This is a genomic window from Loktanella sp. M215, assembly GCF_021735925.1.
In the GTDB taxonomy this organism is placed as follows: domain Bacteria; phylum Pseudomonadota; class Alphaproteobacteria; order Rhodobacterales; family Rhodobacteraceae; genus Loktanella.
The window spans coordinates 2,464,096-2,481,952 of the sequence record NZ_WMEA01000001.1 but is presented as its reverse complement, the minus strand read 5'-3'; the positions used below and the strand labels follow the sequence as shown (position 1 = coordinate 2,481,952).

Annotated in this window: 17 protein-coding genes; 6 read left to right on the top strand and 11 right to left on the bottom strand. The window is 64.6% G+C overall.

What is annotated here, in order from left to right; translation table 11 throughout:
• Window positions 1–11 precede the first annotated feature (11 nt).
• From GLR48_RS12155 to GLR48_RS12125, 7 genes are all read right to left on the bottom strand, one after another.
• Window positions 12–215, bottom strand: a complete 204-nt coding sequence (locus GLR48_RS12155) for a hemolysin XhlA family protein (RefSeq protein ID WP_237061766.1) — start codon at window positions 213–215, stop codon at window positions 12–14.
• A complete protein-coding gene (locus tag GLR48_RS12150; RefSeq protein ID WP_237061764.1) occupies window positions 205–756 on the bottom strand; it encodes a holin family protein in 552 nt (183 codons plus the stop codon). Before GLR48_RS12150 ends, GLR48_RS12155 begins: the two co-directional genes overlap by 11 nt.
• Window positions 747–1,358, bottom strand: coding sequence for a holin-associated N-acetylmuramidase (locus GLR48_RS12145; protein ID WP_237064531.1), 612 nt, complete (start codon window positions 1,356–1,358; stop codon window positions 747–749). The genes GLR48_RS12150 and GLR48_RS12145 overlap by 10 nt, the downstream gene beginning before the upstream one ends.
• Window positions 1,359–1,405: 47 nt before the next feature.
• Window positions 1,406–1,864: a cytochrome c maturation protein CcmE gene (gene ccmE / locus GLR48_RS12140; RefSeq protein ID WP_237061762.1), complete on the bottom strand. Its 459-nt coding sequence runs from the start codon at window positions 1,862–1,864 to the stop codon at window positions 1,406–1,408.
• Window positions 1,865–1,877: 13 nt separating this feature from the next.
• Window positions 1,878–2,906, bottom strand: a complete 1,029-nt coding sequence (gene argC, locus GLR48_RS12135) for an N-acetyl-gamma-glutamyl-phosphate reductase (protein ID WP_237061761.1) — start codon at window positions 2,904–2,906, stop codon at window positions 1,878–1,880.
• 62 nt (window positions 2,907–2,968) lie between these two features.
• A complete protein-coding gene (murI, locus tag GLR48_RS12130; protein ID WP_237061760.1) occupies window positions 2,969–3,781 on the bottom strand; it encodes a glutamate racemase in 813 nt (270 codons plus the stop codon).
• Window positions 3,782–4,012: 231 nt separating this feature from the next.
• Window positions 4,013–7,423 carry an indolepyruvate ferredoxin oxidoreductase family protein gene (locus GLR48_RS12125; RefSeq protein WP_237061759.1) on the bottom strand — a complete coding sequence of 1,137 codons (3,411 nt, stop codon included), beginning with the start codon at window positions 7,421–7,423 and terminating at the stop codon, window positions 4,013–4,015.
• Between the two features lie 162 nt (window positions 7,424–7,585).
• Between GLR48_RS12125 and GLR48_RS12120 the strand changes: the two genes are divergently transcribed.
• The 4 genes from GLR48_RS12120 to grxD all read left to right on the top strand — a co-directional run bounded on the left by GLR48_RS12120 (window position 7,586) and on the right by grxD (window position 11,697).
• The gene (locus GLR48_RS12120) at window positions 7,586–8,506 is read left to right on the top strand and encodes a LysR family transcriptional regulator (protein WP_237061758.1); all 921 of its coding nucleotides are present in this window, start codon (window positions 7,586–7,588) and stop codon (window positions 8,504–8,506) included.
• 263 nt (window positions 8,507–8,769) lie between these two features.
• The gene (gene purL, locus GLR48_RS12115) at window positions 8,770–10,929 is read left to right on the top strand and encodes a phosphoribosylformylglycinamidine synthase subunit PurL (RefSeq protein ID WP_237061757.1); all 2,160 of its coding nucleotides are present in this window, start codon (window positions 8,770–8,772) and stop codon (window positions 10,927–10,929) included.
• Window positions 10,930–11,031: 102 nt separating this feature from the next.
• Window positions 11,032–11,268: a BolA/IbaG family iron-sulfur metabolism protein gene (locus GLR48_RS12110; protein WP_237061756.1), complete on the top strand. Its 237-nt coding sequence runs from the start codon at window positions 11,032–11,034 to the stop codon at window positions 11,266–11,268.
• A 69-nt stretch (window positions 11,269–11,337) separates the two neighbouring features.
• Window positions 11,338–11,697 carry a Grx4 family monothiol glutaredoxin gene (gene grxD, locus GLR48_RS12105; RefSeq protein WP_237061755.1) on the top strand — a complete coding sequence of 120 codons (360 nt, stop codon included), beginning with the start codon at window positions 11,338–11,340 and terminating at the stop codon, window positions 11,695–11,697.
• Between the two features lie 353 nt (window positions 11,698–12,050).
• Here grxD and GLR48_RS12100 read toward each other — a convergent pair whose 3' ends face one another.
• The gene (locus GLR48_RS12100; protein WP_237061753.1) at window positions 12,051–13,127 is read right to left on the bottom strand and encodes an aldo/keto reductase; all 1,077 of its coding nucleotides are present in this window, start codon (window positions 13,125–13,127) and stop codon (window positions 12,051–12,053) included.
• A gap of 126 nt (window positions 13,128–13,253) precedes the next feature.
• Between GLR48_RS12100 and GLR48_RS12095 the strand changes: the two genes are divergently transcribed.
• Window positions 13,254–13,832 (top strand): TetR/AcrR family transcriptional regulator, encoded by a 579-nt coding sequence (locus tag GLR48_RS12095; RefSeq protein ID WP_237061751.1) that lies wholly within the window; start codon window positions 13,254–13,256, stop codon window positions 13,830–13,832.
• Between the two features lie 193 nt (window positions 13,833–14,025).
• Here the strand turns inward: GLR48_RS12095 and GLR48_RS12090 are convergent, their stop codons facing one another.
• From GLR48_RS12090 to GLR48_RS12080, 3 genes are read right to left on the bottom strand one after another with little or no spacing between them, the layout of a single operon-like run.
• The gene (locus tag GLR48_RS12090) at window positions 14,026–14,370 is read right to left on the bottom strand and encodes an MliC family protein (RefSeq protein WP_237061749.1); all 345 of its coding nucleotides are present in this window, start codon (window positions 14,368–14,370) and stop codon (window positions 14,026–14,028) included.
• A gap of 36 nt (window positions 14,371–14,406) precedes the next feature.
• Complete coding sequence (locus GLR48_RS12085) at window positions 14,407–14,787, bottom strand: cell division protein ZapA (RefSeq protein WP_237061745.1); 381 nt, start codon at window positions 14,785–14,787, stop codon at window positions 14,407–14,409.
• 3 nt (window positions 14,788–14,790) lie between these two features.
• Window positions 14,791–15,291, bottom strand: a complete 501-nt coding sequence (locus tag GLR48_RS12080; protein WP_237061743.1) for a hypothetical protein — start codon at window positions 15,289–15,291, stop codon at window positions 14,791–14,793.
• 170 nt (window positions 15,292–15,461) lie between these two features.
• On the opposite strand from GLR48_RS12080, the gene tkt reads away from it, so the two are divergent.
• Window positions 15,462–17,477, top strand: coding sequence for a transketolase (gene tkt / locus GLR48_RS12075; RefSeq protein WP_237061741.1), 2,016 nt, complete (start codon window positions 15,462–15,464; stop codon window positions 17,475–17,477).
• Window positions 17,478–17,857 lie beyond the last annotated feature (380 nt).

Genomic DNA, 17,857 nt, shown 5'->3' with positions numbered 1-17,857 from the left:
GCCGCTTTGCCTCAGACCCGGAACCCGCCCTGCATGGCGTAGGTGATGCCGCCGACGATCAGGGCCCCGATGATCAGGCGGACCAGCCATTTCAACGTATCCTCGATCGCCAGCAGGCGGTCGGCCACGTTGACCCGGTGCACCGCGTTCACCGCATGCTGGGTCTCCAGATCGACCAGCCGCTTTTCGACGCCTGCGGTCCAGTCAGTCTGCATCGGCCTGCCTCCACCAGTCTGCCAACGCCGGGTTGTCGGCGTAGTCCCCCGGCACCTCCGGCGTTGGCGCAGGGTCATGCTCTGCCGCGTCCACACGCCCCTTGTCGGCGGCCAGCGCCTGCCCCATCAGCACGGTTTCCGCGACAGAGCGTTGAAAATCCTGCCCTTTCGCCTGATAACGCGATCCGAAGTAAAAACTGACGATCGCACCCATCAGCCACCACAACGGCTCCGGGATCAGGGCCACGCCGACCATGCGGCTGGAAAACCACGCGGGGCTGGTCATGGCGGACACGAACAATCCCAAGGTCCCCAGCGCCAGCATCGGTCGCGGCAGACGGTTCAGCCCGTCGATCACCCGGTCGAACAGACCGGGGCGCCGGCCCGCAAATTCCGTCGCGAACTGTGCCAGCGCCGCGCGCTTCTCGTCAGAGGCACGCTCCGCCCCCTTTTCGCTGTTCTCGCGAAAGACCTCGACCGTCTGCACCAGACCGCCACCGGTGCCCAGCACCCAGCCCATCATCTTGCCCATCATCCCCATCGTGCCACCCTTTCGCGATGCTGTGCCTCCGTCAGCCGATACCGCGGTGCGACAAAGTCCTCGGCCCGCGTGATCCAGCCACCCTTGCCGCCGTCCTGCCGTCGGGCATAGCGCCGGCTGGCAGGGCGGCTGTCGGCGAGCGCGTAGTAATAATTGCGCCGCGCGATGCCGTAGGCGTCGACCAGATGATCCGGCGCCGCCGCCATGGCGCGCTTGGCCGCGGCGACGGTCATCGGACCGATCACGCCATCCACCTTCACATCGATGCGCATACTATTGAAAAGACGCTGCAAGATCTTCACGGCGTTGGTGCCCGCATTGACATACATATCAAACACGCTGGGCTGCAGCGGTACGGGCAGGCGCGCGATGCCCGGCGCCTCGAAATAATGGTGCACGAAGATTTTGACCGCCTGCGCCTGTGACAGGCGCCGCACGTCGGCCGTGTCGACCTTTCCGTCGCCGGTCAGGTCAAGGCCAAGACGCCGCATCGTGTGGATCGTCACACCGTGGTTCGTCGCACCACCCGGATCGTTGGGGTCATCGACAAAGCCCCCCTCGCGCCGCACGATGTCGACGGCAATCTCCTGCACGCTCTGCATCATCATCCCCTGCCTGTGATGTCACGGGCAAGGGTCGGAGGGATTGGTTAATTGGTCGCGACCGCAGCGTCCGGTGCCACATAGATGCCCTGCGCCTTCAGCGCATCGACGACCTCTTTCGGCATATAGGACTCATCGTGTTTAGCAAGAATTTCAACGGCTTGGAAGGTGCCATTCACGTAACGTCCCTGCCCCACCATCCCCTGACCTTCGGCAAAAAGGTCGGGCAGGATGCCGGTATAGGTCACGGGAATCGAGGCACCGCCATCAGTCACCTTGAACGACACCTCGGTCCCCGTCCCGCGCGAGATGGACCCGTCCTCGACCAGCCCGCCGATCCGGAACAGCTCGGTCTCTCGCGGTGGGTCGGCCGCGACCTCGCTGGGCGAGCGGAAGAACTGGAACGACTCGGCGGGCAACATGGCCAGGATGCCGAGGATGGCCGCGATGCAGACGCCGGACAACGCCAGCACCTGGATGCGCCGCTTCTTGCGCAGGCCCTTCATGGGCGATTCCCTTTCATGGAAAGACCGGGGCCAGCATCAGCCCCTCCGTCTCGGGCAGGCCCAGCATCAGGTTGGCGTTCTGCAACGCCTGCCCGCTGGACCCTTTGGTCAGGTTATCGAGCGTGGCGATGATCTGGCAGCGCCCGTTGATCCGGTCCTTGACCACGCCAATGTGGCAGAAGTTGCTGGCCCGGATGTGTTTGATCGACGGGTGTTGCCCCATCGGCAGCACGATGATGAACGGCTCGTCCTTGTAGGCGTCCACCAGCGTGCGATGCACTTCGTTCGCGTCGCCCTTGACGTAGACGGTGGCAAGGATGCCGCGGTTCGCTGGGATCAGGTGCGGGGTGAACTGCACCTGCACGGAGCGTCCGGCGACCTTGGAGAATTCCTGATCGAACTCGCCCAGATGGCGGTGCGTGCCCCCGGCCGAATAGGCATGCGCCCCTTCGGAGAGTTCGGCGTGGAGCAGGTTTTCCTTCAGCGACCGACCCGCGCCGGACACGGCGGCCAGCAGGTCGATGATGATGTCGTCAAGGTCGATCACACCCGCCGCGATCAGCGGGCGCAAGGCATACTGACCCGTCGCCGCGTTGCAGCCGGTGCCGGCGACCAGACGCGCGCCGCGGATCTCGTCACGGTAGAACTCGGTCAGGCCATAGACGGCCTCTTTCTGCATCTCGAGCGCCGCGTGCGGCTTGCCATACCATTTTTCATAGTCGGCCCCATCCCTCAGACGGAAATCGGCAGAGAGGTCGACGATCTTCAGGTGCCGCGGCAGATCCTTGATGACCGCCTGCGAGGTGGCGTGCGGCAAGGCGCAGAAGACAAGGTCGACGCCGTCGAAATCCATATTCTCGATGGTGGTCAGCGTGGGCAGGTCAAGGTGGCGCAGGTGCGGAAACACGTCGGCCATGGCCATGCCGGCCTTGGAGTTGCCGGAGAGGCCCACGATCTTCATCGACGGATGGGTGGCAATCAGGCGGACGAGTTCCGCGCCGGTGTAGCCGGATGCGCCCAGAATGGCGACGTTATGAGTCATAGATCGGATCCCCTTTGGGGTGAATTTAAGGTGACGGGGCCAAGACGGCAACCGTGCGTCGGTCAGGCTGCCGTGAAGGTGATCCCGTGGCCAAGAAATTGCGTGGCACGGCTGGACACCTTCTTGGGATCGCCGGTTGTCAGGAACTGGTTTTCGGTGCCCTTGCCGACAAGCGCCGGTCGTCGTTCCAGATAATGCGCAAGGCTTTCCGCCACGAGGTTCGCCTGCGAGAAGACGTTGACGTGCGGGCCCAGCGCGTCCTGAAACACCTTTGCCATCAGAGGATAATGGGTACAGCCCAGCATCGCCGCGTCAGGTTCAGGCATCTTGCGCTTCAGCGCGTCGACGTGGGACCGCACCAGCGCCTCGGCGAGGATGAAATCACCGTCCTCGATCGCGTCCACGACACCGCCACAGGCCTGAGCCTCGACATCGACACCGATGGCGCGGAAGGCAAGTTCGCGCTGGAACGCGCGGCTGCGCACCGTGGCGGGGGTGGCGAAGAGGGCGACGTGCTTGACGGCAACCTCGCGCGGCGGCGAGTTGTCGCCCCATTCGCGTTCGGTCAGCGCCTCGATCAGCGGGACGAAGACGCCGAGGACACGCTTGTCTTTTGGCACCCAGCCTTCCTGCATCCGGCGCAGCGCCGCGGCGCTGGCGGTGTTGCAGGCGAGGATCACCAGATCGCAGCCCGCGTCGAACAGGCGCTGCGTGGCAGCCGTGGTCAGGCGATAAATGTCATCCGCGTCGCGCACACCGTAAGGTGCGTTCGCGTTGTCGCCCAGATAGACCAGCGGCAGATCGGGTAACCGTGTCCTGATCGCCTCGTAGACCGTCAGGCCGCCCAGACCGCTGTCGAAGATTCCCACCGCCATGGCGCACCCTATGCTTTGCCTTCAATTCATGACCCCGCTTGTTCGCGCCGCGGGGTCTTGGGCCGCAGCATAGGTCTGACGGCTGCGGAAATCCATGCATCCTTTGGCGTGACAGCGTGCAAGCAACACGAATGTTGCGAGGGCCACCGGCAACCTGCAACCCCACCGTCACCTTATCCGGGGATAAGGTGGGACGGTGGGGTTAAGGAGTTGTAAACGCGGGCAGAAAAGCTATTCAGCTGCCATGCGCGCGGGTCCATCACGCAGCCGGGCGAGGAGCACTTCACGCTCTTTCTCGGCCTTGGCGGCGTTGGCGGCCTTGACCGGGCCGAAGCCGCGGATCGTCAGGGGCAGCCGTGCAAGGGCCACGGCGGCGTCGGGGTCCCGCGCGGCCTGTGTGCCCAGCGCCGTCATGTCGGCCTCGTATTGCGCGATCAGGGCGCGTTCCATCCGGCGCTCGGTGGTATAGCCGAAGGGGTCGAGCGGCGTGCCGCGCAGCACCTTGAGCCGGGCCAGCCACGGAAAGGCGCGGCCCATGCCCGCACCGAAGGTCTTTTTCATCGGGCGTCCGTCGGGGCCGTCCTTTGTCATCAGCGGCGGGGCAAGGTGATAGCTGACATTGATATCGCCATCGAAGGCCTCTCGCGCCTTGGCCTCGCTGTCCTGCAGCAGACGCGCGACCTCGTATTCGTCCTTGTAGGCCAGCAGCTTGTGATAGCCCAAGGCGACCGCTTCCTTCAGCGCGGGGTCGGTGAAGCGGTCCACCATGGCGCGGTAGCGTTTCGCCAGCCGCTTGTTCTGGTAGGTCGTCAGATGCTTTTCGCGATAGGCGATGCGGTCGTTCAGGGATTTCGGCAGGCTGACCACCTTTGGCGCGCCCAGATCCGCCGCCTGTTCCGGGTGCAGCACCGCCCAGCGCCCCAGTTCGAAGGCGCGCAGGTTGCGGTCGACGGCCGCGCCGTTGAGTGTGATCGCCCGGCGGATCGCGTCGCCCGAGACGGGGATCGCGCCCATCTGCCAGGCGGCGCCGAAGATCATCATGTTGGAATAGATGCTGTCGCCCATCGTGGCCTTCGCCAGATCGGTCGCATCGAACAGATGCACGTCGTCCCGCATCCGGGCCGCGAGGGACAGTTTCAGCTGCTCCACCGGCAGCTGAAACTCCGTGTTCTTGGTAAAGTCGCCGGTGATGATCTCGTGCGCGTTCACCACACCCTTGGTCCGGCCGGTCTTCATCAGGCCGATGGTCTTGGCGCCCGCCGATACGACGAGGTCGCCGCCGATCAGGGCGTCACATTCGCCGGTGGCGACGCGGATCGCGCTGATGTCCTCTGGCCGGTTCGCCAGACGACAATGGATGCGGACGGCACCGCCCTTTTGCGCAAGGCCCGCCATTTCCATCATGCCAGCCCCCTTGCCGTCAAGGTGTGCAGCCATCGCCAGCACCGCGCCGATGGTCACGACGCCGGTGCCGCCGACGCCGGTGATGACGACGTTGTGGGTGCCGTGGATCGCGGGCAGCACCGGGTCGGGCATGTCGGGCAGATCGACCTGCGCGGTGGCGGCCTTTTTCAGCTGCGCGCCTTCGACGGTGACGAAGGAGGGGCAGAAGCCCTTGAGGCAGGAAAAGTCCTTGTTGCAGGACGACTGGTCAATGGCACGCTTGCGCCCGAGTTCGGTTTCAACCGGCACGATGGACACGCAGTTCGACTGCACCCCGCAGTCGCCGCAGCCTTCGCAGACGTCGGTGTTGATAAAGACCCGCTTGTCCGGGTCGGGGAACTGGCCCCGCTTGCGACGGCGGCGTTTTTCGGCGGCACAGGTCTGGATGTAGACCAGCGCGCTGACGCCCTTGGTCTTGGCCAGTTCCGCCTGCACCCGCGGCAGCTCTGCCCGTTCTGACAAAGGCACGCCCTTGGGGAACATGGCGGGATCGACGTCTTCCTTCTCGTCATAGACGACGCGGACGTCCTTGACGCCCATCGCGATCAGTTCGGCCACGATGCGGTCGGCGGTCAGGCCGCCATCGTTGCCCTGCCCGCCCGTCATCGCGACGGCGTCGTTGTAGAGGATCTTGTAGGTGATCGTCGTCCCCGCCATCAGCGCGAAGCGGATCGCCTGCACCCCGGAGTGGTTGTATGTGCCGTCGCCGAGGTTCTGGAAGACGTGGCCGGTCTTGCTGAACGGCGCCTCGCCGACCCAGTTGGCACCTTCACCGCCCATCTGGGTAAAGCCCACGGTGCTGCGGTCCATCCACTGCACCATGTAGTGACAGCCGATGCCCGCATAGGCGCGGGAGCCTTCGGGCACCTTGGTGCTGGAGTTGTGCGGACAGCCCGAGCAGAAATATGGCAGACGGGCCGCCAGTTCGGGCACGTTGTCGGCGCGGCGGGCCTCGGCCAGTTGCGCGAGGCCTGCGGTCACGCCGTCGGATCCGCAGCCTTCCTCGGTCAAAATCCCGCCCAGCTTTTCCGCGATCCAGATCGGATCGAGGGCGTAGCGCGTCGGGAAGACCTCCTCGCGCCGGCCTTCGGAGTGCTCATCGCCCTTGTGCCAGCCGTAGACGCGGGTCCGGGTGTCGTCGAAGAGCGCCTCCTTGACCTGCACCTCGATCAGCTTGCGCTTTTCCTCGACCACGACGACCAGATCGAGGCCCTCGGCCCATTCATGAAACGAGGCCATGTCGAGCGGCCAGACCTGACCGACCTTGTAAGTGGTGATCCCCAGACGCTCGGCCTCGGCCGCGTCGATGCCCAGCAACGACAGCGCATGGACCAGATCCAACCAGTTCTTGCCCGCCGCGACGAAGCCAATCTTTGCGCCCGCCTTGCCCCACTTACGCTGGTCCATCTTGTTGGCGCGGGAAAACGCCTCTGCCGCAAAGCGCTTGTGGTCGATCATCCGCGCCTCTTGCGCCACGGGGGTGTCGACCAGACGGATGTTCAACCCCTCGTCGGGCAGCTTCATGTCCGGCGTCACGAAGGACAACCGGTGCGGGTCGCCGTCCACGACGCTCGTCACCTCGATCGTGTCTTTCATCGTTTTCAGACCCACCCAGACGCCCGCATAGCGCGACAGCGCCCAGGCGTAGAGGCCGTAATCCATCACCTCTTGCACACCGGCAGGGCTGACGATGGGCATGTAGGCATCGACCATCGCCCAGTCGGACTGGTGCAGGGTGGTGGAGCTTTCACCCGTATGGTCGTCGCCCATCGCCATGATGACGCCGCCGTGGGGCGACGTGCCGGCCATGTTCGCGTGCCGCATCACGTCACCGGAGCGGTCCACGCCGGGGCCCTTGCCGTACCAGAGGCCAAAGACGCCGTCGTATTTCCCCTCGCCGCGCAGTTCAGCCTGTTGGCTGCCCCAGAGGGCCGTCGCCGCCAGATCCTCGTTCAGGCCCGGCTGGAATGTCACCTGCGATGCCGTCAACGCCTTGGCCGCCTTCGCCATCTGCATGTCCACGGCACCCAGCGGCGATCCGCGATATCCGGTGACGTAACCTGCGGTGTTCAGCCCCGCCCTTACGTCCCGTGCCCGCTGCATCAGCATCAGCCGCACCAGCGCCTGCGTGCCGTTCAGCAGCACCGGCGACTTTTCCAGATCGAACCGATCGTTCAGCGAAATCTCTTCCCGGCCCATCGTGCACCTCCTCATGCGCAATTTGCGGTTATTTCCTCAGCATAGGTCACAAATTCTGACCTACAAAGGGTTTATTCAGCATCACCCTTCATTGATTTGTGACACATCCCTGCGTAATGAAGTTCCATTGCGTATGGTTAATTTGTGCGGCAGGAGGCTGGGATGGACTGGGACAAGCTTAGAATATTTCATGCCGTGGCTGACGCGGGGTCGCTGACCCATGCGGGCGACGTGCTGCACCTGTCGCAATCTGCCGTCAGCCGCCAGATCCGCGCGCTGGAAGAATCGCTGAACACCACCTTGTTTCACCGCCACGCGCGCGGGTTGATCCTGACCGAACAGGGCGAGTTGCTGTTCGACGCGACCAAGTCGATGAACCGCAGGCTGGAAGCCGCCAGTGCCCGCATTCGGGACAGCGAAGAAGAAGTCTTTGGCGAGTTGCGCGTGACCACGACGACCGGGTTCGGCACCCTCTGGCTTGCGCCGCGGTTGCCGAAACTCTACGAGAAATACCCCGACATCAAGATCGACCTGATGCTGGAGGAACGCGTGCTCGACCTGCCGATGCGCGAGGCCGACGTCGCGATCCGCATGAAAGAGCCGTCTCAGGCCGACCTGATCCGCAAGCGGCTGATGAACATCCGGATGCGGCTGTACGCGACGCGCGAATACCTGGAAACGCGCCCGCCACTGGCGGCGATCCAGGATATCTCGGGGCATCGGCTGATCTGTCAGGCCCTGACCTCGACACAGGTCAGCGCCGGGTCGACGCTGATCCATCACCTGCTGAGCCACGAGGTGCAGTCGATCTTTACCGTGAACAACTATTTCGGGGTACTGCAGGGCGTCATCAACAACCTCGGCGTCGGCGTGCTGCCGGACTACGTGACAGAAGATTTTCCCCATCTGATCCGTTGCCTGCCCGAACTGGAAAGCGGCGAGGTCCCGGTGTTCCTCGCCTACCCCGAGGAATTGCGCCAGTCGCGCCGCATCATGGCGTTTCGCGACTTCGTGCAGGATGAAATCTTTGCCCATCGCAAAAGCGTCAGGGACATCGCAGCCAGCCCCGACACATCGGTCTGACACCGCGTCATGCGTGCAACGCATAGCGGCATTGCAACTTGACATCGGCTTTTTTCTTGATTGCACAAAAATCGAGCCTTATCTGCAATGATGAAGCGATGCGGTGAGAGCCACTTGCTTCACCTCCCTGTTGGACTTCGCCGGGCCTTTGTGCCCGGCATTTTTTTGTGTCGCGGTCGGCGTCGCACACAGATGGCCGTGCGGCCCTTTCCCTTGGACCGCCAGTCGCCTAAAAGCAGGCGAACGTCACCCCGGGGGATGCCATGACCGAACCGACCATCACGCCAGACCTGATCGCCGCCCACGGGCTGAAGCCCGACGAATACGACCGCATCCTCGACATCATCGGACGCGAACCGACCTTCACCGAACTCGGCATCTTTTCGGCGATGTGGAACGAACATTGTTCCTACAAGTCCTCCAAGAAGTGGCTGCGCACCCTGCCGACCACCGGCCCGCAGGTCATTTGCGGTCCGGGAGAGAACGCGGGCGTCGTCGATATCGGTGACGGTCAGGCCGTCGTCTTCAAGATGGAAAGCCACAACCACCCCAGCTACATCGAACCCTATCAGGGTGCGGCGACGGGCGTCGGCGGCATCCTGCGCGACGTCTTCACGATGGGTGCACGGCCCATTGCGGCGATGAACTCTCTGTCCTTCGGGGTGCCGTCGCACCCGAAGACCCGGCAACTGGTCAACGGCGTGGTCGCCGGTGTCGGCGGTTACGGCAACGCCTTTGGCGTGCCGACGGTCGGTGGCGAAGTGCGGTTTGATGCGTCCTACAACGGCAACTGCCTTGTGAACGCCTTTGCCGCCGGTCTGGCCGATGCCGACAAGATTTTCTACTCTGCCGCCTCCGGCGTCGGCATGCCCGTCGTCTACCTTGGGGCCAAGACGGGGCGCGACGGCGTCGGCGGCGCCACCATGGCATCCGCAGAATTCGATGACACGATCGAGGACAAGCGCCCCACCGTGCAGGTCGGCGACCCGTTCACCGAGAAACGCCTGATGGAAGCCACATTGGAACTGATGGCGACCGGCGCCGTCATCTCCATTCAGGACATGGGGGCCGCGGGCCTGACCTGTTCCGCCGTGGAAATGGGCGACAAGGGCGGCCTTGGCGTGCGGCTTGATCTGGAAAACGTGCCCCAGCGCGAACTCCACATGACCGCCTACGAGATGATGCTGTCCGAATCCCAGGAACGCATGCTCATGGTGCTGAAGCCGGAACTGGAGGCCGAGGCCCGCGCCGTCTTCGTCAAATGGGACCTCGATTTTGCCATCGTGGGCGAGACCATCGCCGAGGATCGGTTTCTGATCCTGCATAACGGAGAGACCAAGGCCGACCTGCCGTTGTCGAAACTCGCCTCCTCCGCCCCAGAATACGACCGCCCGTGGGAAGAGACTCCGCAAGCTGCCCCGGTCGGCGACATTCCCCATGTCGATCCCATTGCGGGCCTGCGCGCGCTGATCGGCAGCCCGAACTACGCGTCCAAGTCCTGGGTCTATGAACAATACGATGCCCAGGTCATGGGCGACACCCTGCGGATCCCCGGCGCGGGGGCCGGCATCACCCGCATCCACGGCACGACCAAGGCGCTGGCCTTCACCTCTGACGTGACACCGCGCTACGTCTTTGCCAACCCCGTCGAAGGGGGCCGTCAGGCGGTGGCAGAGGCCTATCGCAACCTGACCGCCGTGGGGGCAAAACCCCTTGCCACCACCGACAACATGAACTTCGGCAACCCCGAAAAGCCCCGCATCATGGGCCAGTTCGTCGGCGCCATCAAAGGCATCGGCGAAGCCGTCACCGCCCTCGACATGCCGATCGTGTCCGGCAATGTCTCGCTTTACAATGAAACCGACGGGACCGGCATCCTGCCGACGCCCACCATCGGCGCCGTGGGCCTGATCGCCGACGTGGACCAGATCATCCGCGGCACGCTTGCGGACGGCCACACGCTGCTGCTGCTGGGTGATACCCCCGGTCACATGGGCCAGACCGCCCTGCTGGCCGAACACCTGAACCGCGCCGAAGGCGACGCGCCCCCCGTCAACCTCGTGACCGAAGCCGCCCACGGCGACTTCATCCGCGCGCATGCCGCCCATATCACCGCCTGCACCGACCTCGCCGACGGCGGCCTGGCCCTCGCGGCGTTCGAAATGGCGGACACCGCTGGCGTGGGCCTCAGCCTCGACACGGACGACACGGCGCAGCTCTTTGCCGAGGATCAGGCCCGCTACCTGATCGCCGCGACCTTCGATCAGGCCGAGGCGCTGCTGAGCGCCGCAGACAAGGCCGGCCTGCCCCTGACCCGCGTCGGACAGGCCGGTGGCGACCAGATCACCTTCGGCGCCTACAGCGCGCCGATTGCACCACTCTCCGCCCTCTACCGCAGCGCCTTCGCCGATGCGGTGGCGTGAACTGCATTCACCTGGCCAGATAAACGACACCCGGAGGGTCCCCCCTTGCCCCCTCCGGGTCAGGTTCATAAGTTAAGCGCACCCGACCGAAGGACGCCAAAGATGCCCATCACCGCCCACGAAATCGAGACCCTGCTGCGTGACAGTTTTCCCGACGCGCAGATCACTGTGCAGGGCGACGACGGCGCGCATTTCGCGGCAGAAGTGATCGACCCGAGCTTCAAGGGCCAGAACCGTGTGCAGCAGCAACGCGCCGTCTATGCCGCCCTCAAGGGTAAGATGGACGGCAGTCAGGGCGACCTGCATGCCCTGGCCCTGACCACACGCGCGCCGGACTGACACGGCACGCCGATTTTCGCAGAACATTTGGGCCCGCCACTGGCCGGCCGCTCCCGAAAGGATCCCAGAATGACCGCCTCCGACCAGATCAAGCAGACCGTGACCAGCCATGACGTGGTGCTGTTCATGAAAGGCACCAAGACCATGCCGCAGTGCGGCTTCTCGTCCCGCGTCGCAGGCGTGCTGAACTTCATGGGCATCGACTATACCGATGTGAACGTGCTGGCCGACGACCAGATCCGCCAGGGGATCAAGGATTACTCCGACTGGCCCACGATCCCGCAGCTTTACGTCAAGGGCGAATTCGTCGGCGGCTGCGACATCATCACCGAGATGACGCTGTCCGGCGAGCTTGACACGCTGCTGTCCGACAAGGGCATCGCCTTCGATCAGGCCGCCGCCGACAAGATCCGCGAAGCGAACGGCTGACGGGTCATTGTCACGCCCGTCGTGACGATGACGCCAGCAAAAACGCCGGTGCGCAGGGCGGGAGCCACGGCATGCGGTGAAAAAGAAAGCATTGAAGCCTGTCAGTTGAAAAGCTGGCAGGCTTCTGTTTTACGTCTTCGCTGCCGCGCGTCCTGCGGTCTCAAGCGTAAGGTCAGTGAACCGTCTCGCGTTGCGTCCGTGGCTTGGCGCTGGCCGGCCAGACGCCAGTGCCGCAGAAACATCCCCCCCCTATCAAGTCGCGATGACTGCTGCGCCGACACGACGGACCGCACCCCAGAGCGATGATTTTGCTTTCTGATCCGGCGGAGGATGCGCCCCGGTAACGACTGGCGCTATTCGCCCCATCCCATAACATCGTGGCCACCATAGACCATGCGCCGGATCATCGGCGCCGTCAGGCTGGCAGAAAATCCGCCCTCCAGTGCCGAGACCTGATGAAGTCTGTCCATCTGCGCGCCGGTCAGCGTCACATCCGTTGCCGCGATATTGCCGGTCAACTGCGCAACGCTGCGTGCGCCGACCAGCGTGGAGGTTACCCCCCGTTGCGCCATGACCCAAGCCAGCGCGATCTGTGCGGGTGTGCGTCCCTGTTCGGCCGCCGTCGCGTTCACGACAGCGAGAATGTCCCAGTTGCGGTCGCTGAACTTGCTGTCGCCAAAGGGGTTGGGACCGCTGAGCCTGCCGGTGGTCGCGGTATTGTCGCGCTTGTATTTCCCCGTCAGAAAGCCGCCGGCCAGCGGGCTCCATGGCATGACGCCCATGCCGCCTTCGCGCGCAGCGGCAAAATGCTCGGCCTCCACGTCGCGGGCGACGAGCGAGTATTCGACCTGCAGGGCGATCGGTCCCGGCACCCGGCGTTCTGATGCGATGGTCGCAGCCTTCATCGCCAGCCAGGCGGGCATGTCCGAAAACGCATAGTGCCTGATCTTGCCGGCCCGCACCAGATCGCCAAGCGTCTGGACGATCTCCTCGACCGGCGTGACACCGTCCCAGATATGCATCCAGTAAAGGTCGATGTAATCGGTCCCAAGCCGCTTGAGCGAGGCATCCAGCGCGCGGTGGATGTTCTTGGCCCCCGCCCCGCCGGCGTGCGGGTTGCCAGCGCGTGATGGATGGTCGGCCAGAGGACTGCGCGAGCCGTTGAAGCCGAACTTCGTGGCCAGCACGATATCGTCGCGCGTGCCGGTCTGCTTGATGAACTTGCCGACGAATTCCTCGCTGACACCACCGGCGTAGATATCCGCGGTGTCTACGAAATTGCCCCCCGCGTCGCGGTAGGCCTCAAAGATCGCGCGGGCCTCTGCCTCTTCCACGCCCCAGTCGCCGGGTCCGAAGGTCATGGTGCCAAGGCACAGGGGGCTGACGACCAGACCGGATCGGCCAAGGGCACGGTAGCGCGTGAGGGTCATGAGATTTCCAATGTTTCATAATGAACGATATGAAAGATATCTGCCCGTTGCGAAACCAAGTCAATGACTTTAATATCGGTCATTATGAAAGCAGCCGCACCTCAACCACGCAAGACGGGCCGCCCCTTGTCGTTCGACCGGGAGGATGTGCTGGAAAAGGCGATGCTCGCGTTCTGGAAAAGCGGGTACGAGACGACGTCGATCTCTGATCTGACGGCGGCCATGGGGGTTACGGCGCCCAGCCTTTACGCGGCGTTCGGCAACAAGCAGCAGCTTTTTCTGGAGGCGATGCACCGCTACGCGGGAGATCGTGTGACGCTGGAGAAGACGATGGCCGACGCGCCGACCGCGCGCGAGGCTGTCGCAGCGATGCTGCGCGGCGCGGCGATGCTCTATACCGGTGACGCGACACCGCCCGGCTGCCTGTTGGCCAGTGCGGCCGCAACGGGATCGCCAGAGGCGGCGGCGGTCCGCGCCGCCGTCGCCGCCGAACGCCGCGCGGTGCGTGACATCATCATGCGCCGGATCGAGGTGGATATTGTCAAAGGGCTGATGCCGTCAGACACGCGGCCGGACACGCTGGCGGACCTGACCCTTGCCGTCACGCAGGGCATGTCCGTTCTGGCGCGGGACGGTGCCGACCGGGCGCGTCTTTTGGCCGTCGCAGAGACGGCCACCACAGGCTGGCGCACCTGCGACGTCTAGGCAAAGCGGCCTTTCGCTGCCCCGCAGTCATCGGTCAACGCAGGATCAAATCAGACATGCGCCGCCCGGCGCTTTGCTCTTTCGGATCAGCACCGCGCGCAGGCCACCGACAGTGGCCCGAGGCATCAGCGGCATGATACCCCGCCCGGATGCCAGCGCAGGGCCGGGTCGCAGCCCAGCCCTGAAGGATGGGTCACGACTCCTTGCAGAAGGCGTATAGCGTCACTTCCTCTTTCACCTCGGCGTCGAACCAGCTGAGCGTCGCCTCGCCTTGGTGGGTCCACCAGACGTAGCCTGATCCGTCGTTCGGGAACCGGTAGCGAACACCGGAGGCGGCCTCATCGGTCGCTTCGAGGTTGATCATCCGGCCTTCGACCATCAGCACGACGACACCTGGTTCGCTGCCGTCCTCGACGTTGATATACACGGCCGGGATCTCGACACCCCGTTCGCAAGTGTAGCGCGGCGTCGATGTGACGCCCGCCATGGCGCTGCCCACCCAGAGGATGGCACAGGCCGCACCGGTCACAGATTTCATCATGTTGGTCTCGTCTTGCTGGAACGCAGCTTGTCGTCAGGCCTGCGCGTCCACCTGATCCGCCAGCGCCTCGGCGCGGGCGGCAATCTCGGCCATGCTGTCGTGGATTTCGCGCGGGATCACCGGCACCTCGATCCGCTGGGCGGGGCGGCTTGCGGCTTCCTCGATCTGCGCGCGCAAGCCGTTCAGCTCCAGCTCGCTTTCGCGCAGCTGGTCTTCCAGCCCTGCGGTACGGTCGGCCAGCATCAGGCCCGCCATCAGCAGCATCCGCGCCTCTGGCATGCGCCCGATCTGGGCGGACAGATGCGCCGCCTCTGCATCCAGCATCCGCGCGGCAGAGGTCAGGTATTGCTCCTCGCCCTCCTGGCAGGCAACCTCGAAGCTGCGTCCACCGATCGTGATTTCCACCTGTGGCATGGCTCAGCCCTCTCGTTGCAGAAGCGGTTTCAGGTCGGACAGGATCGCCGCGACCTCGCTCGCCTCGGCGGCGCGTTGCGCCGTCAGGCCCTCGACTTCGGCCATCAGCGCGCGGTTGATCAGTTCGGGGTCGGCCGTGCCTTGCGTGGCAGCAGCCCGCAACCGGGCGCAGACTTCGGTCAGATCGGCGTTCGAGCCGCGCAACTGCTGCAGTTCGGCGTCCAGATCGGCGTTGGACTGGCGCAATTGCTGCAGGTCCGCATCCAGGTCAGAGATCTGGTCGGCCTGCGCGCCGCAGCGCGATTCCAGTTCGGCAATCCGGCCTTCCTGCTGCGTCTGCAACCGCGCCACACGGTCCTGCAACCCGGCGCGGGCGGCACGCTCGCGGTCCAGGTCCGCCTGCAGGTCGGCCATCGCCGCGGTGTCGCCCAACCCGGTCAGTCCCGCCCTGATCCGGTCCAGCGCGATGACGATGCGCGTCTCCAAGGCCTTGATGTCTTCCATGCGCCTGTCCCTGTCCCCAACCTTCGCGCATGTTTGCGCGAATCGTGCTCTGCCGCAAAGGTTAAGCGATCCATCCGGCACGCACAAACGACCCGCCACGCTTGATCTTGGTCCCCGCCCTGCTATGACGCGTGCAACGCATTTTTTGCCATAGAACAGGACCAGAGCCCATGGATCTCGCCGCCCTGCGCACAGCGCACCCCGACCACTGGATGAAAGCCGCCGCGATCCGCGCCCTGACGCTGGACGCCGTCGCCGCCGCGAACTCTGGCCATTCCGGCATGCCGATGGGCATGGCGGACGTGGCCACGGTGCTGTTCACAAACCACCTGAACTTTGACCCTGCAGCCCCCAACTGGCCCGACCGCGACCGGTTCATCCTGTCGGCGGGCCACGGGTCGATGCTGCTGTATTCCCTGCTGCACCTGACCGGGTACGAGGATTTCGACCTCGACCAGATCAAGAACTTCCGCCAGTGGGGCTATCGCACGGCAGGCCACCCGGAATATGGCCATGGCCGCGGGATCGAAGTCACGACAGGCCCGCTGGGTCAGGGGATCAGCAATTCCGTCGGCTTTGCCATCGCCGAGGAGATCCAGCGAGCGGTCTGGGGCGACAAGATCGTCAACCACCACACCTATGTCATGGCCGGTGACGGCTGCCTGATGGAAGGTGTCAGCCAAGAGGCGATCGGTCTGGCCGGCATGCAGCAGCTGTCGCATCTGATCGTCTTCTTCGACAACAACGACATCACCATCGACGGCCATGTCGGCATGGCCGACATCACCGACCAGCCCGCGCGCTTTGCCGCCTCTGGCTGGCATGTACAGTCCATCGACGGCCACAACCCGGACGAGATCGACGCCGCGATCACCGCCGCCAAGGCCGATCCGCGCCCCTCGATGATCGCCTGCAAGACGCATATCGCGCTGGGTCACGCGGCCCAGGACACCTCCAAGGGTCACGGTGCGCTGACCGACGCCAAGCAGATGGCGGCCGCGAAAGAGGCCTACGGCTGGACCAGCGGCCCCTTCGACGTCCCCGCCGAGATCAAGTCCCAGTGGGAGGCGACGGCAGAGCGCGGCCGCGCGGCCCATGCCGCATGGCAGGACCGTTTTGCCAAACTGTCAGCCGCCAAGCAGGCGGAATTCAATCGCGCCCATGATCTGGAAGCGCCCAAGAAGCTGTCCGCCACGATCCGCGCCTTCAAGAAGCAGGCCAGCGAATCCGCGCCCTCTGTCGCGACCCGCAAGTCGAGCGAGAACGTGCTGGAGGTGATCAACCCGATCATGCCGGAAACCATCGGCGGATCGGCCGACCTGACGGGATCGAACAACACCAAGACGCCCGACATGGGCGTGTTCAGCCCCGACAACCGCAGCGGCCGCTACATCCACTACGGCATCCGCGAACACGGCATGGCCGCGGCGATGAACGGCATGGCGCTGCATGGCGGCGCACGCCCCTACGGCGGCACCTTCATGTGCTTTACCGACTATGCCCGTGGTGCGATGCGCCTGTCCGCCCTGATGGGCGTGCCGACGGTCTACGTCATGACCCACGATTCCATCGGTCTGGGCGAGGACGGCCCGACGCACCAGCCGGTCGAGCATCTGTCGATGCTGCGCGCGACGCCCAACACCCACGTATTCCGCCCCGCCGACACGGTCGAGACGGCAGAGGCCTGGGAACTCGCGCTGACATCGACCAAGACGCCGTCGGTTTTGGCGCTGTCGCGGCAGAACCTGCCGACGGTGCGCACCACGCACACCAACAAGAACATGACGGCGCAGGGTGGCTACGTGTTGGCGGATGCGGAGGGCAAGCGTCAGGTCATCCTGATCGCAACCGGGTCAGAGGTCGAACTGGCCATGGCCGCCCGCGCGACACTGCAGGCCGAAGGTATTGGCACCCGCGTCGTGTCCATGCCCTGCATGGAGCTGTTCATGGCGCAGGACGAGGCCACGCGCCGCAAGGTCCTGCCCGCTGGCCCCGTCCGCGTCGCGGTCGAGGCCGGTGTGCGCCAGTCCTGGGACATGATCCTGATGGGCGAGCGCGGCAACGCCAAGAAGGCGGCTTTCGTCGGGATGGACGGCTTCGGCGCCTCCGCCCCGGCAGAGGTTCTGTTCGAAAAGTTCGGCATCACGGCTGCACATGTCGTGCAGGCGGCCAAAGATCTGCTCTGATAACCGCAGAGGGGGCCGTGAAGGCCCCCTCGCTGACGGCCTCGCACGGCTGAAACGAAGCGTTTTGATGATGGCCAGCCAGCATCATCCGAAGCCGTTATCGCGAGCCTCGCCATCGCGTGATGTCGGCGGTCTGGCGATCGCCGGTCTGGTCCTTGGTCCCCCCGTGTCCCCTTTCAAAAGATGACGGTCATTTGACACAACGCTGATGGATTTCATCGATGAATGTGGGGAGGTTTCGGCTCTGCAGGGCGATCAAGGGGCAGTTGGGGTGAAGCAATGCGCTTTTAGTTGCAAAGGCGGCAACAGGGGCTTGCAGTGTCCGGCACGATCACCTGCGCCCCGCGACGCCATGCATCCAAGACCTGTGATCGCGACGG